The sequence below is a fragment of the Raoultibacter timonensis genome (assembly GCF_900240215.1).
Classification (GTDB): Bacteria; Actinomycetota; Coriobacteriia; order Coriobacteriales; family Eggerthellaceae; genus Raoultibacter; species Raoultibacter timonensis.
The window spans coordinates 2,341,695-2,363,694 of the sequence record NZ_LT964679.1 but is presented as its reverse complement, the minus strand read 5'-3'; the positions used below and the strand labels follow the sequence as shown (position 1 = coordinate 2,363,694).

19 protein-coding genes and 1 pseudogene are annotated in these 22,000 nt (G+C 61.5%); 18 read left to right on the top strand and 2 right to left on the bottom strand.

The genetic code is table 11. The features are described 5' to 3' along the window. Positions 1-6 precede the first annotated feature (6 nt). The 8 genes and pseudogenes from C1722_RS10365 (at position 7) to C1722_RS10325 (ending at position 9,391) form a co-directional block, all read left to right on the top strand. The gene (locus C1722_RS10365; RefSeq protein ID WP_102379159.1) at positions 7-1,893 is read left to right on the top strand and encodes a DEAD/DEAH box helicase; all 1,887 of its coding nucleotides are present in this window, start codon (positions 7-9) and stop codon (positions 1,891-1,893) included. A 14-nt stretch (positions 1,894-1,907) separates the two neighbouring features. Then, on the top strand, positions 1,908-2,723 hold the full coding sequence (locus C1722_RS10360) for a hypothetical protein (protein WP_102379158.1): 816 nt from the start codon (positions 1,908-1,910) through the stop codon (positions 2,721-2,723). Positions 2,724-2,726: 3 nt separating this feature from the next. Beyond that, positions 2,727-3,392: pseudogene (locus C1722_RS10355) on the top strand (TorD/DmsD family molecular chaperone); the annotation flags it as partial. Positions 3,393-3,613: 221 nt separating this feature from the next. Beyond that, positions 3,614-4,258 carry a 4Fe-4S dicluster domain-containing protein gene (locus C1722_RS10350; protein ID WP_180995144.1) on the top strand — a complete coding sequence of 215 codons (645 nt, stop codon included), beginning with the start codon at positions 3,614-3,616 and terminating at the stop codon, positions 4,256-4,258. Further along, complete coding sequence (locus C1722_RS17435) at positions 4,251-5,429, top strand: 4Fe-4S binding protein (protein WP_244902526.1); 1,179 nt, start codon at positions 4,251-4,253, stop codon at positions 5,427-5,429. Before C1722_RS10350 ends, C1722_RS17435 begins: the two co-directional genes overlap by 8 nt. Positions 5,430-5,433: 4 nt before the next feature. After that, positions 5,434-6,702, top strand: coding sequence for a 4Fe-4S binding protein (locus C1722_RS10335; protein ID WP_102379157.1), 1,269 nt, complete (start codon positions 5,434-5,436; stop codon positions 6,700-6,702). 55 nt (positions 6,703-6,757) lie between these two features. After that, positions 6,758-7,615, top strand: a complete 858-nt coding sequence (locus C1722_RS10330) for a hypothetical protein (RefSeq protein WP_102379156.1) — start codon at positions 6,758-6,760, stop codon at positions 7,613-7,615. Positions 7,616-8,332: 717 nt separating this feature from the next. Beyond that, a complete protein-coding gene (locus tag C1722_RS10325; RefSeq protein WP_102379155.1) occupies positions 8,333-9,391 on the top strand; it encodes a lactonase family protein in 1,059 nt (352 codons plus the stop codon). A 613-nt stretch (positions 9,392-10,004) separates the two neighbouring features. Here the strand turns inward: C1722_RS10325 and C1722_RS10320 are convergent. Further along, a complete protein-coding gene (locus C1722_RS10320) occupies positions 10,005-10,697 on the bottom strand; it encodes a putative ABC transporter permease (protein WP_102379154.1) in 693 nt (230 codons plus the stop codon). Between the two features lie 282 nt (positions 10,698-10,979). Between C1722_RS10320 and C1722_RS10315 the strand changes: the two genes are divergently transcribed. The 10 genes from C1722_RS10315 to C1722_RS10270 all read left to right on the top strand — a co-directional run bounded on the left by C1722_RS10315 (position 10,980) and on the right by C1722_RS10270 (position 19,991). Beyond that, complete coding sequence (locus C1722_RS10315) at positions 10,980-11,714, top strand: EamA family transporter (protein WP_102379153.1); 735 nt, start codon at positions 10,980-10,982, stop codon at positions 11,712-11,714. Between the two features lie 264 nt (positions 11,715-11,978). After that, complete coding sequence (gene rarD, locus C1722_RS10310) at positions 11,979-12,920, top strand: EamA family transporter RarD (protein ID WP_102379152.1); 942 nt, start codon at positions 11,979-11,981, stop codon at positions 12,918-12,920. A gap of 83 nt (positions 12,921-13,003) precedes the next feature. Beyond that, a complete protein-coding gene (locus tag C1722_RS10305; protein WP_219724295.1) occupies positions 13,004-14,191 on the top strand; it encodes an aldo/keto reductase in 1,188 nt (395 codons plus the stop codon). A gap of 31 nt (positions 14,192-14,222) precedes the next feature. Beyond that, positions 14,223-14,954, top strand: a complete 732-nt coding sequence (locus C1722_RS10300; protein WP_102379151.1) for a carboxymuconolactone decarboxylase family protein — start codon at positions 14,223-14,225, stop codon at positions 14,952-14,954. Positions 14,955-14,976: 22 nt separating this feature from the next. Further along, positions 14,977-15,792 carry an ATP-dependent sacrificial sulfur transferase LarE gene (gene larE, locus C1722_RS10295; protein ID WP_180995143.1) on the top strand — a complete coding sequence of 272 codons (816 nt, stop codon included), beginning with the start codon at positions 14,977-14,979 and terminating at the stop codon, positions 15,790-15,792. Between the two features lie 142 nt (positions 15,793-15,934). Then, positions 15,935-16,699, top strand: coding sequence for a nickel pincer cofactor biosynthesis protein LarB (larB, locus tag C1722_RS10290; protein ID WP_102379150.1), 765 nt, complete (start codon positions 15,935-15,937; stop codon positions 16,697-16,699). After that, positions 16,700-17,251 carry a nickel pincer cofactor biosynthesis protein LarC gene (larC, locus tag C1722_RS10285; protein ID WP_102379149.1) on the top strand — a complete coding sequence of 184 codons (552 nt, stop codon included), beginning with the start codon at positions 16,700-16,702 and terminating at the stop codon, positions 17,249-17,251. A gap of 463 nt (positions 17,252-17,714) precedes the next feature. Then, complete coding sequence (locus C1722_RS10280; RefSeq protein WP_180995142.1) at positions 17,715-18,593, top strand: DUF2797 domain-containing protein; 879 nt, start codon at positions 17,715-17,717, stop codon at positions 18,591-18,593. 176 nt (positions 18,594-18,769) lie between these two features. Further along, positions 18,770-19,288 carry a MarR family winged helix-turn-helix transcriptional regulator gene (locus tag C1722_RS10275; protein ID WP_102379147.1) on the top strand — a complete coding sequence of 173 codons (519 nt, stop codon included), beginning with the start codon at positions 18,770-18,772 and terminating at the stop codon, positions 19,286-19,288. A gap of 1 nt (position 19,289) precedes the next feature. Then, positions 19,290-19,991 carry a pirin family protein gene (locus tag C1722_RS10270; RefSeq protein WP_102379146.1) on the top strand — a complete coding sequence of 234 codons (702 nt, stop codon included), beginning with the start codon at positions 19,290-19,292 and terminating at the stop codon, positions 19,989-19,991. A gap of 319 nt (positions 19,992-20,310) precedes the next feature. Here the strand turns inward: C1722_RS10270 and C1722_RS10265 are convergent, their stop codons facing one another. Then, positions 20,311-21,834 (bottom strand): polysaccharide deacetylase family protein, encoded by a 1,524-nt coding sequence (locus C1722_RS10265; RefSeq protein WP_102379145.1) that lies wholly within the window; start codon positions 21,832-21,834, stop codon positions 20,311-20,313. Between the last annotated feature and the right edge of the window lie 166 nt (positions 21,835-22,000).

Below are 22,000 nucleotides of genomic sequence, written 5' to 3'. Positions count from 1 at the left end.
CCGCAAATGAGTGCTTATCCAATCACGTCAGTCGAAGAGCTGACGCAAGCCTTGCTTGAGCAGGAAGACGGCGCATGCCTGTGCGTCGAACGCGGTGCGTCCGACGACGTAATCAGCGCCCTCATCGCAAAGGCATCCCACCTCGTTCACAACGGTACGCCCGCTCGCATCGTGTGCCCCGATGACGTATCTGCTGCTCGTTACCGCGCGGCGCTTGCCTCGCATCATGGGCTCGGCGGCGATGCGGTGGCGACCGCCCGCGAGCTTGGCGGCGATGCGGTGGTGACCGCCCGCGAATTCGCCCTCGAAGCCATGGCCGACCCGCGCGTGCAGAGTGCCGTCGGACGCAGTGCGCGGGTGCTCGACGAAAACGAGCACGACGTGCTCATGGAAGACGTGAAAGTGAGCGGGCTCAAGCCGGGCCGGCTGCGCGAGATGCTCAAATTCTTCTACAAGAGCATAAGCGATACGGCCGATGAGGACGACGGCTGGCTCGTTACTTCCGAGGAGCAGACCGTGCACGCGATCCTCCTCGAAAACCTCGATGTGCGCCAAGCGCTTCTTCCCTGCGAGGTACCGTCGATGGCGTATCGCGGGCTTGTCGGTGCGGGTATCGAGCCCGAATCCGTTGCGCTCATCGTCGACGATTACGGTTCTCTGAGCAAGGCAACGCAGCGCCTTATCCGCTACCTTGCCACGTCGGGCCTCGTCGCCGTGCGAAGCGCGTTGCCCGTCGCGAACGCCGAGGAGCCGTATCCTCATTTCGATGGTTTCGACGAGCTTGCGGCATCGTGCGATGCGTCGTTTGTGCTCGAAACCGAGAGACGGGTTGCGCCGCGAAAGAGCGTCGTGCTCGATAGCCCCGAAGCGGAATTCGCTTTCGTTGCCCGGGCGGTACGGAAGCGCCTCGCTACCGGCACCCCTCCGGGCGATGTGCTCGTCGCCGTGCCGAACCCCACGTGGGGAAGCCAGATCAAAGCCGCTTTGGCCGAGATCGGTGTGCCGTCGAACTTCGAGCGCGGCTCGGTGAAGATCAAGGGCGATCCGCGTGCCGAGGGCCGCAACGGTGAAATCAAGCTGGCGACGTTTCTCAAGCTCTACCTCGATCCGCACGATATCACCGCGCTGCGCTCGTGGCTCGGATTGGGCGATTGGCTGCTGCGCTCCGATGCGTTCCTCGAGCTGATGGCGTATGCGCGCGATCGCAACTGCACGGTGGCTGAGGCTCTTGCCTCGTTGCGCGCCGTGTCCGATGACGAACGGGCGACCACGGTGTTCGGCAAGTTCGATGCGCCGCTCGACGAGCTCGAAGAGCTCCGCGCCGCCTGCTCGTCGATCGGGCGGGACGAAGCGGTTGAACTGTTCGCGGCGCACAACATGCCGCTTGGGCCATCCGCGGTCGAGCTGCTCGGCAGCGATGCCGCGCATGCCGATATCGAGCGTCTTGCCCGCTGCGCATTCGGCGTTTCGGACGACATCCGTCCGTGCGGCTCCGTGACGATTGCCCCATACCGGTACTGCCATGGCCGCAGCGCTGCCGTCACGTTCGTTACGGGGCTCGTGAACGGGTTTCTTCCTGCGCTCGATGCGGTTGACGACAAGCATACGGTCGACCACCGCCGGGTGGCGTTGGCTCGCGAACGGCTGCTGTTCGTCGATCTGCTCCAGACAGCTCGCGACGAGACGGTCTGTTCGCGCTTCACCCGTGATCGCCTTGAAAATGCGAGCGTGCTTTCCATGCAAACCTCTCGCGTTTACGTCAAGGACGGCGTTCGTTGCGCCGCCGTGACCCCTTCGGAGTTCGCCGATGTGTCCGATGAGGCGCTCGTCGTGCCCGAAGATGCTCCGCGCGAACTCGAAACCCGTGTTCTCTACGCTTCGACGACCCTGTGAAAGGACTGGTTACCATGAGCGATCTTGACGTGTTTGTAATCGACGACGACTTCGATCCGCTGGCTGATCTCGAGCTGGCGGGCGAAGATGAGCAACCCGAAACCGACTACCTGCCGCCCATTCCCGATGCCGAGCTTTCCCGCGTGCCCGAGCGTGTAGAGCTGCCGGCGGCGGTGCGCATCGACAAGCTGCTCAAGGGCATTCCCGGGCAGCAGTTCCGTATCCTGCGTGCCGTCGAATGCTGCGCCGACGAACCGAAGGACATGGATACGGTCGTCGCCGATGTCGAGGCGGCGTACCCCACCAAGACGAGAGTATACGACGTCCCCCAGATCGTACAGCTGCTCGTGCGCGCGGGAGCGCTCGAGCGCTTGGGAGCGGAAGCGGACGCTTCGGTCGAGGGCGAACCTGTTTCGGGAGACACCGGGGTACAGGGAGCCGCTTTTGAATCCGCCACGGCTGCGGACGACTATATCGTGGTGAAGCCCGCGCCGCCTTCGCTCTACCGGGCAACGCGCGAGGGTCTCGATGTCGTTGCTGCACGCAAGAGCGAGAAACTCATCGTGCAGACGATCACCGAGGAGGAACGCTACTTGCCGCTTTACGAACGCATCTTCGAGCTTGCGGGGCGCGAGGGCGGCTGCCCTACCAAGGAGCTCGACCAGGCGATCGACCACGATCCGCTCTGCGAGGAGCCGCGCCGGTTCTGCGGCTACTTCCTCGGCAGGCTCGAGGAGACAGGCGCTGTGCGCTGGCGGGATGCCTGGGTCGTCACCGACCTGGGCCGCGCCGTACTTGAATCGGGCGTTTTCGAAGCGAAAAGGAGCTAACTCATGACACATGTTCAAGACATCGATCTTTCCCCTGTACTGCAGGGCCGCATGGCCACCTACCAGTTCCTCTCGCGGTTATTCCGCTCGGAGGTCGACCAGGAGCTCTACGACACGCTCGTAGCTATGCGCTTTCCGGCGAACACCGGCAACGATCTCGTCGACGAAGGCTATCGGATGATCTGCACGTATCTGAGCCAGGCCGATGGCACGGTGCTCACCGAGCTCGCGGTCGACTTCGTGCGCGCGTTCATCGGATCGGGCAACGACGGCTACTCAGCGGCCTATCCCTTCGAATCGGTGTACACGAGCCCCAAGCGCCTCATGATGCAGGATGCGCGCGACGAGGTGCTCGTGCTGTACCACGCCGCCGGTCTCGACAAGCAGGAAGACTGGAAGGAAGGGGAGGATCACATCGCCCTCGAGCTCGAGTTCGAGCAGATCCTCGCCGAACGTGCGCTCAAGGCGTACGAAGCGGGCGACGAGGATGCATGCGCGCAGCATCTTCTGCAACAGAAGAACTTCCTCGAAGATCATCTGCTCGCATGGTATCCCATGATGGCCGACGATATGCAGAAGTTCCCTCGGACCGATTTCTATCGGGGCCTCGGTAAGCTGACAAGCGGATTTCTGCAAAACGATCTGGAGTTCTTGGACGATGTGCTGTCCGGTAGGGACGAGAGCGAGAAAGCGGTTGGCGCGGACGCCGCAGACCTCAATGCCGCAGACGTCGCTCAGGTGGATGCCCCGGACGTCGCAGACGTCGTTCAGGCGGATGCCCCGGACGCCGCCAGCGTCGCTCAGGTGGATGTCCCGGACGCGGCGGATTCCTATCGCTCGGATGCTTCCGGCTCCCCTGAAGAGAAGAGCCTGGTAGAAGGGATCGCGTGATGAGCGAGCGCGTGGCGAAAGAAAAGCGCACGGGCAAGGCGACGGGTATGTCGCGCCGCACGTTCGCGATCGGCGCCGTAGGCGCGTGTGCGCTCGTGGGTCTCGGCGGCGCGAAGTACCTGCCGAGCAAGACGTTGCTTCGCCCGCCGGGAGGCCAGGACGAAGCGCACCTGGTGAGCGGTTGCTTGCACTGCGAGAAATGCCGCGAGGTGTGCCCGAAAAACGCGATCGCCCCCGGGCACATCGAGCATGGGGTACTCAACGCCCGCACGCCGCGCATGAACTTCAAGGGCGGCTGGTGCGATTTCTGCGAGATGGAACCGGGCGGCCCGAAGTGCATCGCCGCATGTCCCACGCATGCGCTCGAAGAGGTCGATTCGGCACAGGTGATCATTGGGAAAGCGGTGCTCAACCGCGATTGGTGCTTGGCGGCCAAGGGCATGGGGTGCCACGAGTGCGTCGATGCGTGTCAGTACGAGGCGCTCGATCTCGGTGCCGATCACGTGCCCATCGTCGATACGGAGGCGTGCAACGGCTGCGGCGCGTGCGAGTTCGTGTGCATATCGCTGTCAGCGGGATCGATCACGGCGGGTGCGACCGATCGCGCCATCATCGTCGTGCCGACCGAGGAAGCGGGTGAATAGAGCCGTGAAGAGAAAAACGAGTTTGCGGATTCGGCTGGTCGTGATGCTCGGAGTGCTCGCCGTTGTGGCAGTGGGCTACTTCACCTCTGCGGGCATCGGCAACCTGAGCGGCATCGGATTCGGGTCCATCACGCTGCTGTGCCCGCTCGGAGCGCTGCTGGTCATGTTGTCCGAGAAGACGCTCATCCCGCTCGCCGCAATCAGCGTCATCGTCGTGCTCGTCGTGTGCATCGTGCTCGGCAAGGTGTTCTGCTCGTGGGTGTGCCCCGTGCACTTCATGGCGGGGCTCAAGCGCAAGGAAAAGCGTGCGAAGCGAAACGTCGGCGAAGGTGCGGCGAAGCACGACGGCGCAGTGGGCGATGCCCCCGAGCGGGATGGCGTATGCGCTACGAGCAAAAGCCAGCGTGATGCAAGGCTTGCGGGTACCGAAAGCTTGCAGGATTCGACGCTCGCGCCTGCCGAAGGATCGCAGGCAGCGGTGGACGTCGGTACTGCCGAGTCGCGGGGCGCAGGCGGCGAAGCCGAAAAGCCCATCGGGCGCACGGGATGCGCCACGTGCAAGACGCCGTGCGGCATGGCCAAGGGCATCAAGATCGACAGCCGCCACGGCATCCTCGCTGCGGCGCTCGGCTCCACGCTCGTCTTCGGCTTCCCGGCGTTCTGCCTCGTGTGCCCCGTGGGACTGACGTTTGCGACGGTGCTGCTCGGGATGCGCCTGTTCGCCTTCGGCGAAACCACGTGGACGATCGTGGTCTTCGCTGCCATCATCGTAGCGGAGATCGTGTTTCTGCCGAAGTGGTGCCAGCGCTTCTGCCCGCTCGGCGCGCTGCTTTCGCTGTTCAGCGGCCCGAACAAGATGTTTCGTCCGCAGGTGGATGCGAGCACGTGTTTGAAGGAGTCGCAGGGCAAAGCGTGCAGCCTGTGCGAGAAGGCATGTCCCGAAGGCATCAACCTGCACGACATCGCCGCAGGTGAAACCACGCTCAACGATTGCAGCAAGTGCCGCGCATGCGCCGATGCATGTCCCGAGCGCTCGATTGCATTCCCGCTGATTCCGAGCAAGAACCTGCGTCCGGGCAGCGTCGTGTTGGTGCAAGGCGGGGCTTCCGGTTCGGGCGAGTCTGTCGAGCCTGCGGTGCTCCGTGATCCGACGCTGGAAGAAACGAGGTAGCGCCATGTCGATTATCGAAAGCTTGGTAGCCGTGCTCGGCTCGATCGAGAGCGACAAGATCGCCGTTCACGAGGAGCGCTGCATAACGGTGCGCAACCGCAACGCCGACTGCCTGCGTTGCGTGGACGCCTGCACCTCGGGAGCGCTTGCGTACTGCGGCAACGAGCTCGCGGTCGAACCCGACCGCTGCATCGGCTGCGGCACGTGTGCAACGGCTTGTCCCACCTGCGCAATCGAGATCCGCACGCCGACGGATGAGGAGCTCACGGCATCGATCAAGCGGGCGATCGCGGGCTCGAAGGGACATCCCGTCATCGTCTGTGAAGCCGCGCTGGCCGCTGCATCGGCTCGAGCGGCGAAAGGCGGGACGGACTCCGAACGTCGCCGGGTGCAGCGTGGAGCCGTTGTCGATGCCGGCCAGATAGTCGAGGTTGTCTGCCTCGGTCGTATCGACGAGTCGGCGCTTGCGGGCATCGCGGCGTACAGGGCCCACGATACGACGCTCGTGTGCGGCACCTGCGAAAGCTGCCCGCATGGGCCGGGAGGCGAGATGGCTCGCTCCGTGGTCGAAAGCGCGCACAACCTGCTGGCGGCTTTCGGCAGCGCGATGCCGATTTCGCTGGTCGACGAACTGCCCGAGCGCGTGATGGTTGAAGGTGCCAGGCGGACGGATGCATCGTGCGGTGCGACGGAAGGAGGTGTTTCGCGGCGTGATTTTCTCCGCGCGGCCAAGGACGGGTCGAAAGAGGCGGCAACGGATGCGGTCTCGCACGAGATCGCATCTCGGTTGGGCGAGGTCGATGCTGCGGCTCCCGTGGCGTATCGCAAGGTCGGCGCCGACGGCGCGCTCTCGCACTTCATCCCCTCGCGGCGCGTTCGCCTGTACAATTACCTCAAACATGTGGGCGAGCCGGTTGCCGACACGGTGGATTCGCGGGTCATCGGCGCGATGGCGATCGATACCGAACGGTGCAGTTCGTGCAGGATGTGCGCGGTGTTCTGCCCGACGGGCGCCATCGCCAAACTCGACGAGGATGACGCGTTCGGCATCGTACACCGCCCGAGTGTTTGCGTGCAGTGCCGCCTGTGCGAGGGCATTTGCCCGGTGAATGCCATTGAGGTGAGCGGCTGCGTTCCCATTGCACAGTTCATGGGAAGGCAAGCGGTGTGCTACGCGATGAAGAAGCCCGATTGGGAACCGAGCCGGCCTGCATCGGCATTCGACAAGGTGCATGCGATGCTGGGCGACGATCTGGAAATGTGCATGTTCTAACCTCGGGAGTCGGTCAGCCGGCCGCCTGAGACGGATGCGACGAGGAGTGCTGAGCATGATGAAATACACGCTACCGGATTTCACGGTGGGTTTGGGGCTGAACCTGTTCTTCATTCGGTTGATCGAACAGCAGCCCGCCTGTTTTCAGGACGGTGTTGCCATCGACAGCGTGTACGGCTGCTTTCCCGGGTGCGCCTTGAACGGCGGGCGCGCCTTCATCCGCGAGCGCTTCACGCCGTCGCAAATGGAGGAGACGTTCTCACTGCTCGCCGAACACGGCGTAAAAGCGCGGCTGACGCTCACGAATATGCTCGCGAGCGAGGACGATCTTGCCGATGGGTACCTCAATGTCATGCTGCAGGCAGCGAGTCGCTACGGCGGCGAGGCGATCGTGTATTCCGATGATGTTGGCGACTATGTGCGCAACCGCTACGGGATGCGGTGCGTGCTTTCTACGACCCGTGCGATCGACGACATCGATGAGATCAATTGCATGACCAAGCGCTACGACTACGTGGTGCTCAACTATAACCGCAACAAAGACCGTGCGTTCATCGATACCATCGAGGACAAGGATAAGGTCGAGATTATGGTCAATGAGTTCTGCGCGTATCGGTGCCCACATCGCCAGGAACACTATCTGCACAACAGCGAAGATCAGAAAAGCGGCCGGATGCGCCCGTTCGAGTGCGTGGCGAGCAAAGCCGATTTCTTCGACCATGAGTCCGGGCACCCCGTTATCTTCACCGACGACGAAGTGCGAATGCTCCACGGGGAGACGGGCATCGGGTACTTCAAGATCGTCGGTCGCGGCGTGGCATTCCAAACCGTGCTCGAGGCGTATGCGTACTATCTGATTCGGCCTCAATATCGTGACGAGGTTAAGCGCATGGTCATGCGCGCAGCGGGTTGAAGCCGCTCAGCCTCGGCGGGTGCCGCCGGACTCTGCTGAACTCTGCAGCATTCGAAACGCCGATTTCTGCTGAACCCGAAACGCCGATCCCTGCTGAACCCGATACACCGAACCCGGTACACCGAATCCGAAACGCCGAATCCCCATCAGGCGACATGGGGGCGTGCCGATGGCAGTCTTGCGACAGCTCATTTACGTGTTTTTGTCCTTTGTGTTGCGTTTGGAGCCCATTTCACGCTCGATTTCGACCGGACGGCTGAGGTCGTTTAGGCGGCTTTCACGTAAGCCCAGCTCAGCGCGTCGAGCGTTTGAACGCCTAAGCTTCAGGTACAACACAACGAGCAAAAACACGTAAAAACAGGTCTCTGGGCTCATGTGTGCAGCACTGCCCGGGAGTCGGGCAGTGGATACTCCACGTCTCCCGCGTTTGCATTCCGCATTCGACCTCCTTGCCCTGCGCATGTCCCCGCATGTCCCCCCCCCTCGCCCCCGCGTGCCTTCGCGCCCACCCGGACTCTGTGCCCGGCGTGCCCCCACGTGCCCGCGTGTTCCGCCCCTCATCCCGCGTGCTCTGCGTTGGCTCTGCGGCTCGCTGGGCTGCCTAGCTCCCATAACGTGCCAATGACCAAACGGTAAAGCCCTCGTTTCGGTTTTTCGCCGGGGTCGGCGACGAGCGTATGCTTGTCCGATCATCGGTGAGCGAAACGAGGGCGAGGAATGCAAAAGCACAGCGATTGTCGGCTGTACGTCGGCTCATACACATCGGCCGATAAACCCGAGGGAATCTATCTGCTCGCGCTCGATCCCGGACGCGGTTTGTGCTCGGCCGTTCAAGCCAATGCAGAAACGGAGAACCCGTCGTACCTGCTCTTGGACGGCCGGCGCCTGTTTGCTGCCAACGAGCGATCCGATTGTGCTTGCCTGTCCGCGTTCGCCGTAGAAGAAGACGGGTCCGTGAAGCTTGCCGGCACGTATTGCGCTGAGGGCGCCGGCACCTGCCAGGTGACACTTGATCCGACGGGAGCGTTTGTGTACGGAGCCAATTACGAGAGCGGGTCGATCGCTGGATGCCGCGTTCTGCCCGACGGATCTCTCGGGGCGGGCATTTCTCCTATTGCGCATGAAGGTTCGAGCGCCGATCCCGAGCGCCAGGAAAACCCGCATGTTCATATGGTGGGCTTTGCGCCCGAGTCAAGTTTGCTCATCGCCGTCGATCTCGGCATCGATGAGCTTGTGGCCTACACGGTCGAGGAGGACGGGGAGCTTCGCGAGAATCCTGAACGCGTGTTGCCCGTTTTTGCAGGCGAAGGACCACGCATGGTGGCATACCATCCCGCGCTTCCGCTGGCTGCGCTCATCACCGAACTCGGCAACCACGTGATCGTGTACCGGCTCGGCGAGACGGGCTTGGCGTCTTGGGAGCCGTTGGCTGCATATCCGCTTGTGGCAAGCGGATATGCGGGCGAAGCGCTTGCTGCGCACGTTCAGTTTTCTCCCGATGGGCGCTATCTCTACGCTTCGGTTCGCGGCCCTAACGAGGTCTGCGTTTTTTCTGTCGCCGAATCGGGCGCACTTGAATTGCGCGGTGCATTTCCATCCGGTGGTTCGTGGCCCCGCCATATGGAGCTCTCGCCCGATGGCACCATGCTCGCCGTTGCGAACGAGCGCAGCGACGAGGTGGTGGTGTTCGGGATCGATCGAGATAGCGGAGCGCTCTCATCCGAGGTGGCGCGGTGCGGCGTGTCCAGCCCGACCTGCGTTGTATGGCAGAGGTAACGCAGAATGAGAGTGCCCTTGCGGGCCTTTCATCCACTGCGGCAACGATCTGATCGGGCGCGAAACTCCAGAGGCTTTATTGGCGAATCGTCAACGCTGCCCCGAGTCGGGTTTGTTGCAGCGGATACGCGGGGCGGCTTCGCTTCCGCTCTGTGCTGGCGGGCGCTTCGGCCCTTGCGGCTTTGCGCTCAGCGCGGTCTTCTTTTTTGCGCTTCGATGTCCGCCAACCGCCTTCGTGCGACGTTTTGGGAGCGTATTCAGGCTACCCGATTCTTGCGATCAGGCAAAGGGAAGCTAGCATCTATTCTACCCGCCGCTTTTTCCTCGCACGGAGGCGGTTGGCGGACATCGGACGTCAACCCTCGGACATCGGACGTCAACCCTCGGACATCGGACGTCAACCCTCGGACATCGGACATTAGCCGTCAGCTGTCAGCCATCGGTTGTCAAGCATCGGGAGCCAGGCGTCGGGCGTCGGGTGCCTGGCATCGGCCCGCGGCGCATCGAACTTCGAGTACCAGGTGTTCGACCTGCGTCTACTTAACCGGAGAGGTTCGGAGAAAAGGGGCTTCGCATCGGGCCGGCGTTCTCTTCCTGCGGGCGTTTATCAGCATCAGCGCAGGTTGGAGCCGTATATGCTCATGTTCTCGAAGCGCTCCTGCATCCACGTCGAAGGAAACTGCTCGTCGAGAAAGTGATCGATCGGGGTTGCGGGGGGCAGGTCGTCGGCCCGGGCGCCTTCGCGCGCGAAGGCCTGGATGGTCAGGGCCACGTTGAGCACCATGAAGATGGCGCTCGCTATGCTCAGTACGCGAACCGCCGAACCCTCCCAATCGATTTTGCCCGCAACGCGATCGATGAGGGGCATGACGAGGCGGGTCCAAACGAGTCCGAGCGTCCCCCACATGACGGCGAACATGAGGTTCACCCGTCCGTCGATGTTGCCGAACGTATCGCTGTAGTCCCATGCGACGGCGCCGAACAAAACCTCCATGAGCCAACTCGTGGCGAACTCGACGCCCGAGCCGACCAATGCCGAAACGAGGAATACGGCTACGGCGTTCACGCGGGTAAAACGGTTGGCCATGATGGTGAGCGCAACGGCTCCCGTGCCGTAGATGGGGGAGAACGGCCCCCAGACGAGGCCCGCCCGGCTTTCGTATCCGCCGAAGACGACCGCATGGTAGACGGTTTCGATCGCGAGTCCCGCGATCGAGCCGACGACGAACAGCCAGAAGAGAAGCGGCAGGTTGAGAGACGATGCGGGGGCTGCCTCGGCTTGTCTGATTGTCGCGGTGGCTTCCATGGTGCACTCCTTGCATGATGGTTCGATTAACGGCATGCAACTATGATCCAAAATCGGTATTCGGAAAACGTCAAGGCAGTATTAGGAAATCGTAAAGATTGCCTTTCGCGCGCGATCGAATGGGCGGCCATGCCCGATCGATGCGGGTTTGGTCCGTCTGTTCTGCAGCCGATCGATTAATACGCTCGATCGGCGTGCATTGAGATTTCGAGGTTTGTTAAGAATTGCGAAAACGGGTATGCTGTCTGCTTCGATCGTCGATGAACCAGGGGTGCGGCAGCGGTGGTGCAAGAAGAACAGCATACCGATAGAACAGGTTTTCTCGAAGCCTTGTTCTGCCATGTCATCTGGGGACTCATGCCGATTTACTGGAAGCTCGTCTCGGGCGTGCCCGCATTTCAGGTGCTTGCTTGGCGCATGGTGTGGGCGGCGGTGTTCATCTTGGCGCTTTGCGTGCTGGTGAAGCGCGTCAAGTTCCTGTACCTCGCCCATGAGGGCCGCGCGTTGCGAACGTTTTTCGCATCAGGGCTTATCGTCTCGCTGAACTGGGGTATATACGTGTGGGCGGTCAATAGCGGCCACGTGCTCGAAACGAGCATCGGCTACTACCTGTGCCCCTTGGCGAACATCTTCTGCGGCATCGTGGTGTTCAAGGAGCGTCTGACGCCGGGGCAGAAGGTGGCAACCGCCCTTGCTGCGGCAGGGGTCGTGTTCTTCATCGTGGCCCATGGAGGCGCGATCTGGATTTCGTTCGCCCTCGCGATCACGTTCAGCATATACGGAACCGTCAAGAAGCGGGGCGGTTATCCGGCTCTGCCCGGCATNCCCCCAGACGAGGCCCGCCCGGCTTTCGTATCCGCCGAAGACGACCGCATGGTAGACGGTTTCGATCGCGAGTCCCGCGATCGAGCCGACGACGAACAGCCAGAAGAGAAGCGGCAGGTTGAGAGACGATGCGGGGGCTGCCTCGGCTTGTCTGATTGTCGCGGTGGCTTCCATGGTGCACTCCTTGCATGATGGTTCGATTAACGGCATGCAACTATGATCCAAAATCGGTATTCGGAAAACGTCAAGGCAGTATTAGGAAATCGTAAAGATTGCCTTTCGCGCGCGATCGAATGGGCGGCCATGCCCGATCGATGCGGGTTTGGTCCGTCTGTTCTGCAGCCGATCGATTAATACGCTCGATCGGCGTGCATTGAGATTTCGAGGTTTGTTAAGAATTGCGAAAACGGGTATGCTGTCTGCTTCGATCGTCGATGAACCAGGGGTGCGGCAGCGGTGGTGCAAGAAGAACAGCATACCGATAGAACAGGTTTTCTCGAAGCCTTGTTCTGCCATGTCATCTGGGGACTCATGCCGATTTACTGGAAGCTCGTCTCGGGCGTGCCCGCATTTCAGGTGCTTGCTTGGCGCATGGTGTGGGCGGCGGTGTTCATCTTGGCGCTTTGCGTGCTGGTGAAGCGCGTCAAGTTCCTGTACCTCGCCCATGAGGGCCGCGCGTTGCGAACGTTTTTCGCATCAGGGCTTATCGTCTCGCTGAACTGGGGTATATACGTGTGGGCGGTCAATAGCGGCCACGTGCTCGAAACGAGCATCGGCTACTACCTGTGCCCCTTGGCGAACATCTTCTGCGGCATCGTGGTGTTCAAGGAGCGTCTGACGCCGGGGCAGAAGGTGGCAACCGCCCTTGCTGCGGCAGGGGTCGTGTTCTTCATCGTGGCCCATGGAGGCGCGATCTGGATTTCGTTCGCCCTCGCGATCACGTTCAGCATATACGGAACCGTCAAGAAGCGGGGCGGTTATCCGGCTCTGCCCGGCATGGCGCTCGAATCGCTGATCACGGGCATCATCGGCATCGGCATTCTCGCGCTGGGCTTCGCGTTTCCCGCCATCTGGCAGCTGACGCCGGCCATGCCCTCCGCGATGGCGGCAACCGACCCCGCGGTTGTGGCGGCGCTGCTCGCAGGTGCGGGCGTGCTCACCGCCGTGCCGTTGTTGCTTTTCTCGGCGGCGGCAAACCGCGTGTCGATGACGATTCTCGGATTCATGCAGTACATCGGTCCCACGCTCGCGCTCGTTGCGGCCGTGTTTCTGTTCGGGGAGGAGTTCACGCTTGCGCACGCGGCGTGTTTCGGCTTGGTCTGGCTCGGCATCGCCATTGTGAGTCTCGAGCCGTTCGTGCGCAAGGCGAAACGTGCGGCAAGCGGGAGCGCCAAATAGCTCGACTGCCTCCGTGGCCTGCCGTGCTTTCCCGAAGTTTCTTCTCGAATCCTCTTGACTTGGAGTGCGCTCCAAGGGTTTCAATGGGTGCAGACGATTCAGCGAAGACGAAAGACGAGGATATGGAAAAGCGAGTACTGGGAAGAACGGGCATCGAGGTAAGCGTTGTCGGGATCGGCGGCGAGGGCTTCGAGAACAAGCCCTACGAGGCATGCGAGGCGATCATCGACCGCGCACTTGAGGGCGGCATCAACTTCGTGGACATCTACAATTCGAACCCCGACGTGCGCAGCAACGTGGGACGGGCTCTCGCGCGCTACCCGCGCGAGAGCTTCGTGGTCGAGGGCCACATCGGCTCGGCGTGGAAGGACGGCCAATACTACCGCACACGCGACATGGATGTGTGCCGTGCGTCGTTTGCCGATTTCCTCGAGCGCATGCAGCTCGAGTACGTCGATGTCGGCATGATCCATTACGTTGACGAGCAGGCTGACTTCGACGCGGTGTTCGACGGCCCGCTCATCGCGTACGCGAAAAAGCTCAAGGACCAGGGTACCGTCCGGTCGATCGGCCTGTCCACGCACAACACCGATATCGCAATCGAGGTGGCGAAGACCGGAATCGTCGACGTGATCCTGTTCAGTGTGAACCCCGCCTACGACATGCTGCCCGCAACCGACGATGTGAACACCTTCTTCACCGAAGAGGCCTACGACCGTGATTTCACGGGCATCGACCCGAAGCGCGAGGAGTTCTACCGGCTTTGCGAGACGAGCGGCGTGGCGGTTACCGTCATGAAGGCGCTCGGAGCGGGCATGCTGCTCGACGGCGCGCGTTCGCCGTTCGGCCGGGCCATGACGCCCGTGCAGTGCATCCACTACTGCTTGACGCGTCCTGCGGTTGCAACGGTGCCGGTGGGGCTCGCCTCGATCGAGCAGGTCGATGCGGTGCTCGCGTACGCTCAGGCAACCGATGGGGAGAAAGACTACAGCGAGATCATCGCGGGCGGTCCGCGCAGCTCGATCCAGGGAAGCTGCATGTACTGCGGGCACTGTGCGCCCTGTACGAGCGGCATCGACATCGCCCAGGTGAACAAGTTCGTCGATCTGGCTCTTCCGCAGGAAACCGTGCCCGATACGCTGCGCGACCATTACCAGTTGCTCGAACACAGGGCGAGCGAGTGCGTCGAATGCGGCGCATGCGAGCCCAACTGCCCGTTCGGGGTGGACATCATCGGAAAAATGCATGCGGCCGAAGAGCTGTTCGAGTAAAGCCGTGCAAGCGAGGGAAGGAGATAGGCCCATGGGCTGCATTTCGAATCTGTTCTCTGAAACGAGCGGCGATCTTGCTCGAACCGATCCCGAACTCGTGCAGTTGTTCGAGAGGTTCGCGTTCGGGGATGCGCGCGCGGAAAGCGGTCTCGACGAAAAGACGCGCTACCTCGTGCTGCTCCCGGCGCTCATAGCCTGCCAGTCGGTCACGGTGTACAAGGCGATGCTCTCCGATGCGCTCGATGCGGGCATGACGCCTGTTGAAGCCAAGGAGATCTCGTATCACGCGATCGCGTACGTCGGGATGGCGAAGGCCTACGACTACATCGTCGCCGCAAACGAGGTGTTCGCCGAACGGGGTATCGAGCTGCCGCTTGCCGGCCAGGCGACGACCGATGCCGAAACGCGTTTCGACGAGGGGTTGGCCGTACAGAGGGGCATCTTCGGCCCGGCGATCGATGCGGCCTACGAAAGCGCTCCCGCCGACCAGCTCCACATCCAGCGGTTCCTCTCGGCGAACTGCTTCGGCGATTACTACACCCGCGGCGGGCTCGATGTGGCCGAACGCGAACTGGTTACCTTTGCGCTCATCCTTGCGCTCGGCGGTTGCGAACCGCAGCTTACGGGGCACGCGAGGGGCAACCTCGCCGTGGGGAACGGCCGCTCGGTGCTCGTGGGAGCGGTGACGGAACTCGTTCCTTTCGTCGGATATCCCCGCTCGCTCAATGCGCTGCGTTGCATCACAGAGGTGACTTCGGAATAATGATGGTATGGAGAATTCTCGTATGACAAACGGAGCAATTGGCAAGGTGGGCATGGTGCCCGCGGCGGGGCGCGCATCCGACTCGGCGGATGCGGTTCCAGGCGTTTCGCCGGCAGCGGCTAACGTTGCTGGCAAAGCGGGCGCGTTGTCTTTCGACCTTGGGGCTCGCTACGGCCTCGCGTTTTCTGGTGGCTGCGATTCGTCGTATCTGCTTGCCGAGATGGTGGCTGCGGGCGTCGATGTAAAAGCCTACATGGTCAAGACGGCGTTTCAGGCGACGTTCGAGGTCGATGATGCGCGCCGCATCGTTGCCGAGACGGGGGCCGAGTTCGAGCTGATCGAAGCAGATGTGCTCTCGCATGGCGAAATCTGTGCGAATCCGTGGGATCGCTGCTATCTCTGCAAGCGGTTCATCTTCGGGACGGTGCTCGACCACATGGCCCGCGACGGCAGAGCGGTGCTCGTCGACGGCACGAATGCGAGCGACGACCCCTCGCGCAGGCCTGGGTTCAGGGCGCTCGATGAGCTCGGCGTGGTGTCGCCATTGCGCGAAGCGGGGCTCGCGAAAGAAGAGGTGCGGGTGCGCTCGCGTGCGATCGGGCTTTCGACAGCCGATAAACCGAATTTCTCGTGCTACGCCACGAAGGTGCCTGAAGGCGTGCTCATTACGCAAGAAGAGCTCGATCGAGTGGCGCACGGTCTGGGCCATATCGCGTCGGGGTACGACGAGGCGAGGTGCGGCGAGGCGGAACGCGGCGGAGCAGTGCGCATCGAGGCGAGGCGCGGCGAAACGGAGCGTGACGGGATGGAAGCAGCGGGGCGGATCGAAGCGGGATGAGGTGCGGCGAAAACGAGTGCAGCGGTATAGAGCGCACGGGAACGGTGCCCGCCACCGGGGATAATCGCCCCGCACGATAGGAAAACAGCGGGTTGCGGGGGCGCACGGCGCGTTTCGCAATCCTGGAAGAAGGCGGTTGCATATGGAACAAAAGGATATGGTGCGACTCTTGGAGCGGGTTGCCGAAGGCAGCGTTACCCCGGGCGACGCCGCTCGCGTGCTCAAGGTTGCGCCGGTGACGGAGCTCGGGTACGCCTCGGTCGACAACCATCGGGGTATTCGCCAGGGCGTTTCTGAGGTGATATACGGCGAGGGTAAAACCGCCGAGCAGATTATCGGCATCTGCGAAGCGATGATCGAGGCGGGGCAGAGCCGCATTCTCATCACCAGGCTCGACGAGGAAAAGGCGAACGCGGTTGACGCCGCGCTCGTGCCGACGCTGGATTATCGCGCCATCGCGCGCATCGGCATCGTGGGTACGGCGCCCGATTCCGACGGCAACGGCTCGGTAGTCGTGGCGGCGGCAGGTACAAGCGATCTTTTCGTCGCCGAAGAAGCTGCCATCACCGCCGAGATGCTCGGAAACGCCGTCGTGCGCCTCTACGACGTTGGGGTGGCGGGGATTCACCGCCTGCTTTCCCATGCTGAAGAAATTGCCGATGCGAACGTGATTGTGGCGGTGGCGGGCATGGAGGGAGCGCTCGCAAGCGTGATTGGCGGCATGGCATCGTGCCCGGTCATCGCTGTGCCCACGAGCGTCGGATACGGCGCGAGCTTCGGCGGTGTCGCTGCATTGCTCGCCATGCTCAACTCGTGCGCGAGCGGAATCTCGGTCGTCAACATCGACAACGGCTTCGGCGCTGGATACCAGGCGCATATGATCAATCACGTGAAAGCGAGAGCATAGATGGGCGAACTTCATTTCGATTTTACCAAGACGGCGCGCAGACGGGATATTCTCAGCGACCTGCTCGGACGCCTGCCGCTCGAAAGCCGCACCGTGATCACCGAGCGTGCCGATCGGGCGGGCGTTCCCGATAAGCACCATCACGATCTTGCCGAAGTGCTTGCGACGATCGACGGCCTTGCGGTGAGCGAGCACGTCAAGCAGGATATGCGCGCGGTCTACCGAATCCTCGCCGAGGCGGAGGCGACCGCGCATGGCTGCGCGGTCGAGCAAACCCATTTCCACGAGGTGGGTAACGGCGAAGCAGTCAAAAACGTGCTCGCCATAGCGCTTGCCATCGAGGCGCTCGATCCCGATACAATCACGGCAACGCCCGTACAGACCGGCAGCGGGAAGGTGCGGTGCGCTCACGGTGAGCTCGACATCCCCGCACCCGCAACGGCGGCGATCATCGCTCGCGGCATCCCCGTATGCGGCGAGCTGCTCGAGGGCGAGCTCTGCACACCCACATCCGCAGCGGTCATCTGGCATTTCGTGGATCGGTTCGAGTAGGCTGGATTCGGGCGTAAGACGGAGTCGTTTAGTCATCGGTTCTCGCTGCGCGGCGCAGCTTCGCCGGGTGCGGTTTGCCTACCGTTTTGCCTACCGCTATCTGCCGTTTGCGGGGTGCTCGCTGCTGGTTGACCGCAGCCTCGCAGCGGGAAAGGCCAATCATTTCAATGCACGGGCGTCGGCTGAGTTTCCTTGCGGGCGCAGTCTCGAGAAATGGCGGCAGCAGGCACGCGGTTCTCATGATGGTTTCATGATTGGCGAGCGTAAAGGCGATGAATTAGCTATCATATAGCTAAAAGTAAACTTTGGATTACTAAGTGGGCGCTGCCTGGTCATCGGACGAACCGACGGCTCGGTTTGCCGGTCGTTTGCCGAATCGGCTTGCGGATCGATGCTGTTTCGGTTGCCGACACTGCTGCAGCTGCGGCGCCGCTTTAGGTTACCCGTTCGGAAAGGATATGCTTTGGGAAGGCACATGCTCTCGTGGCTCGGCGTCGGGTTCGACGGACCCCGCATCGCGCTTGACGATCTCGATGAGGGAACGCGTACGATGCACTCTATCGAGGGGGAAACGTTCACGATCGTCAAGCACCCTGAACGGTTTTGCGTAGGCGCCTACAACCTCATGACGCAGGAACGCGAGATGTGCGAGCGTCGCCAGGAGCTTCCCGACGGTTACAAAGAAACGTCTTGCCCGGCCTGCGCCGACAAAACCGGCTTTAATCCGTCGTTCTACAACGGCGGCGGCATATCCGCTCAGCAACGCGCCTACAACGATACCCCGCATATCGTCTACCTTGCCTATTTCTCTCCCCGGCATTTGAAGGTCGGTATCACGTCGGCGGCCCGCGGTAAGCTCCGGCTGCTCGAACAGGGTGCCCGTTCTGCGATGATCCTCAAGGAATGCGAAAGCGCGTATGCCGCCCGGGAGTGGGAGGCGAAGCTCTGCTCGACGCAGGGAATCTACGAGAGCTTGCTGCCGAGCGTGAAATACCGCCTGCTCACCACCCAGACCCATGATCATGCCGAAGCTTCGGCCATCATGCGCAAGACGGTACGCGATACGTTTGGCTTGGAGCCGACCGATCCCATCGATCTTGATCGGTACTACAGTCGCGACGAGTCCGTACTTGCCGGATCGATCAACGAACCCGACAATCCGTCGTCCACGATGGTGGCGGGCGAATGCGTCGGCATGGTTGGAACCTTCGCGCTCATGCGCCAACAGGGCAGAGTGTACGCTGCCTCTTTGAAGGACTATGTATCGCATCTCGTCGACTATCGTTTTGGGGAAGTGCTCTACGAGTACTCGGCGCCTCCCGAGCAGGGTTCCCTCTTTTAAAACTTCTCTTAAACTCGCTTCGAAGCATAGTCGGAGCTCTGAATAGCGATTGTTCGACCTGCTTCTATGTGTGTGGCGTGTTGCCTCTATGACGTAAATGTAACGGCATTAGTATCAATATAGACTATTAGTACTAATTAGTGATAAATTGTTTCCAGCGCAAAAAGGAAGTTCCAATGGAAGGCAAACGAAAGGCGGAATCGATGGAAGAGGCGAGAGTCCGGCACGACGCGCCGCCGCAGGGTTTATCGGCCAAGCGGGAACGGCTCGATGGAGCGCTGGTAATCGCCTTGAGCAGAAGCTACGAGATCGCCCACCGCGAAAGCAGGAGGCTCGTTGCTGAATACGGACTCACGTTTACGCAGTTCGAGGTGATGGAGGCGCTCCTGCACAAAGGCCCGCTTACGGTGAACGGAATTATCGAAGCGGTGTTGTCGACGGGGGGCAATATCACGGTCGTGGTGCGCAACCTCGAGAAGAGAGGCTACGCAACGCGCTTGGCGAATCCCGAAGACGGCAGATCGTTCATCGTCGAGCTTACCGACGAGGGGCGAACGGTTATCGAAGAGGTGTTTCCCCGCCATATGAGGCTGCTCGACAAAGCCCTGGCTGCTTTGAGCGACGACGACATCGAAACCATCGTCGGGTTGCTGCACAAAGTCGGGCATGCGGGCGGCATTGAAAGGAAGGCATGACATGATTAAGGTTATCGATCATAACAAGATGGGCAAAAGCGAGCGGGGTTGGCTGCACAGTCTGTTCCACTTCTCGTTTGCCGAGTACTACAATCCCGACAACATCCAGTTCGGTGCACTGCGCGTCGTGAACGACGATGTGTTCGATCCGCAAGGCGGGTTCCCGACCCATCCTCATAACGATATGGAGATCATCAGCTACGTGGTCGACGGCGAGCTCACCCATAAGGACAGTTTGGGAAACGGCAGAACGCTCACCAAGGGCCAGGTTCAGTACATGAGCGCGGGCAAGGGCATCCTGCACAGCGAGTTCAACCGCACCGACAAGCCCCTGCGCTTTTTGCAGATATGGATTCTGCCCGATGCTGCGGGCTACGAGCCGAACTACGGCGACTACGACTTCAAGTGGGAGGACCGCGAGAATACGTGGCTCCAGATCGCTTCGGGGCAGAACGGCTCCGCGCCGGTCAAGATCAATCAGGACATGAATGTCTCGGTGATCAGTCTTGATGCGGGCAAGGAAGCGGCTTATGAGATCGCGCGCGGTCGTCAGGCCTACCTCATCCAAATCGAAGGCATGGGTTCGGTGAACGGCAACGAGCTCCAAGAGCGCGATGCGGCCGAAATCACGGGCGAAAGCCAGATCGTGCTTACGGCTTCGAGGGATTCGCATTACATCCTGTTCGATATGAAGCAGGAGTAAACCCGACGCGCTGCCGCTGTATGGCGGCAGCGTGCCATGGCGGCGCGGGTTGGCAGCCACAAGCCCAATGCCGCACCGCCATGGCACGCTGAGCGTGCAAAGAAAGCTTACTCGATCGACGCCTCTGCTCTTTAGGGTTCTTACGTCACTGTTGCTATCCTCCTCTGGTTCGAGTAGGCATGGCGTCGATAGGCAGGCCTCCGATCCGTCATGCGGGTCGGAGGCTTTTCCGTCTTCGGCTTTCCGCTTTGGTCACGAAACGTCCTTGATTGCGAAACATCCTTGGTTATGAAGCGCCTTTGGCTACAAAGCTACGAAGCTACGAAACGTCTTTTGCGGGGTATTCCAGCATTTCGTCGATCGTGATGAACGTATAGCCCTGTTCTTTCAGATAGGGGATGGCCTCTCGGATGGCTGCGACGGTCTGCGAGCGATCGCCGCCCCCGTCATGGCAGAGGATGATGGCGCCGGGCCATGCGCTTTTGAGCTGCTCGGCTATCGCGTCGGCTCCCGGCAGACGCCAGTCGCCGCTGTCGATGGTCCATCCGATTTCGGAGGAGATGTGGGGGCTGAGGTTCTTCTGGACGTCGGCGCCGAAGTTTCCGCCGGGGGTGCGAATGACCGTACTCGGATCCGTACCGAGCGCATCGCGTATCGCGTCGTAGCCTTTGGTGACCTCTTCGATCTGCTGCTCAGCGGACATGAGGCCCAGGTCGACGCCCTTTCCGTCGCCGCTTGCGTGGTCGAACGTATGGGTGCAGATCTGATGCCCTTCGTCGTGCGCTCGCTTGACGAGGGCTTTACCGTTCTCGTTGATGCGATCGCCGACGGTGAAGAACGTGGCCTTCACGTCGTTTTCGGCGAGGATATCGAGAACCTGCTCGGTGTAGTCGGGCCAGGGGCCGTCATCGAACGTGAGGGCGATTACCTTTTCGCCGCCGGTATCGGGGTAATAGTAGCGGCAAACGGGATTTTTCGGTTCGTTTTCCTCGACGAAGGTTTTGCCCGAGATGTCGCCGACCTTCGTAACCTTGCTGCCATCGGCGCCTTCGCCGTCAATCACGTGGAGCGGCCCGCTCCCTTCCTGAACCACTTCGAACGGAATAGGCTCGACGGTATCCTGCGAAGGTTCTACGGTGTTGGCGCCGTCGGCGATGGTCACTGCATCGCCGGCCTTGAGTCCCGTTTTCGCATCGTCGACCTTCTGGCTGTTCACGTAAGCGGTGAACGCTTCGCCTTTGCCCGCTTCGAGCACCTCGCCGTCGACGGCAACGAAATCACCGGTTTTGGGAGTTGCGTAGCCGGCCTCTATGATGGCGGCTATATCCTTGCTGCCGCCCAGCTCAAGCTGTTCTCCGTTGACGGTTATCGCGATGGGTCTCGTTTGGATGAAGAAGAAAACGCCGCCGACGATGCATGCGAAGGCGATGGCTGCAATGAGTGCAGGCTTCCAGGGAAACCCCGATCCTGCGCGCGGTGCTTTCGCGCGGTAGCGATCATCGTCTCGATAGGAGGCGTGCGATCGCGCTGCGCGCTGGGCGTTTGCCGGAGCGGGTTGTCTTTCGGATCGTCCCGTATTGCCGCGTGGGTCGGGGCGAGAGGTGCGGTCGGCCTGCACGCGTCTGCGGTAGGCGTCGGCGTCGCGACCGTAGGGAGCGGCCTCGCGGGGGGAATGCGCCGATCGCGATTGCCGTGTCGCGTTTGCCGAACGGTCGGCTGCACTGCCCGCTCGGCGTTCGGGACGCCCGTCGACGGTGAAGCGCGCCGTTTCAGAGGAACGGGGATTCCGACCACGCCCCTGCTGGGGACGGTCGTTTGAGCGGTTGTGTGGCGTTTCCGGCATCGTTTCGGCTCGTTCCTGACGAACAGCTCGGCGAGCATGTGCATTGTTCAAGTACGGATAACTGATTGGCGCAGGGCTGTACCTGCCTCTTTCCCATTCTACCTGAAAATTGTATGAAGGTCGCGAGCACTTCAACGAACCGTTTATACTTGATGCTCCGAACGAG

Bases quoted from the DNA above. Each gene is read 5' to 3' on its own strand.
- C1722_RS10365 (WP_102379159.1), top strand. From the start codon at position 7: ATGAGTGCTTATCCAATCACGTCAGTCGAAGAGCTGACGCAAGCCTTG.
- C1722_RS10360 (WP_102379158.1), top strand. From the start codon at position 1,908: ATGAGCGATCTTGACGTGTTTGTAATCGACGACGACTTCGATCCGCTG.
- C1722_RS10350 (WP_180995144.1), top strand. From the start codon at position 3,614: ATGAGCGAGCGCGTGGCGAAAGAAAAGCGCACGGGCAAGGCGACGGGT.
- C1722_RS10335 (WP_102379157.1), top strand. From the start codon at position 5,434: ATGTCGATTATCGAAAGCTTGGTAGCCGTGCTCGGCTCGATCGAGAGC.
- C1722_RS10330 (WP_102379156.1), top strand. From the start codon at position 6,758: ATGATGAAATACACGCTACCGGATTTCACGGTGGGTTTGGGGCTGAAC.
- C1722_RS10325 (WP_102379155.1), top strand. From the start codon at position 8,333: ATGCAAAAGCACAGCGATTGTCGGCTGTACGTCGGCTCATACACATCG.
- C1722_RS10320 (WP_102379154.1), bottom strand. From the start codon at position 10,697: ATGGAAGCCACCGCGACAATCAGACAAGCCGAGGCAGCCCCCGCATCG.
- C1722_RS10305 (WP_219724295.1), top strand. From the start codon at position 13,004: ATGGGTGCAGACGATTCAGCGAAGACGAAAGACGAGGATATGGAAAAG.
- C1722_RS10300 (WP_102379151.1), top strand. From the start codon at position 14,223: ATGGGCTGCATTTCGAATCTGTTCTCTGAAACGAGCGGCGATCTTGCT.
- larE (WP_180995143.1), top strand. From the start codon at position 14,977: ATGACAAACGGAGCAATTGGCAAGGTGGGCATGGTGCCCGCGGCGGGG.
- larB (WP_102379150.1), top strand. From the start codon at position 15,935: ATGGAACAAAAGGATATGGTGCGACTCTTGGAGCGGGTTGCCGAAGGC.
- larC (WP_102379149.1), top strand. From the start codon at position 16,700: ATGGGCGAACTTCATTTCGATTTTACCAAGACGGCGCGCAGACGGGAT.
- C1722_RS10275 (WP_102379147.1), top strand. From the start codon at position 18,770: ATGGAAGGCAAACGAAAGGCGGAATCGATGGAAGAGGCGAGAGTCCGG.
- C1722_RS10270 (WP_102379146.1), top strand. From the start codon at position 19,290: ATGATTAAGGTTATCGATCATAACAAGATGGGCAAAAGCGAGCGGGGT.
- C1722_RS10265 (WP_102379145.1), bottom strand. From the start codon at position 21,834: ATGCCGGAAACGCCACACAACCGCTCAAACGACCGTCCCCAGCAGGGG.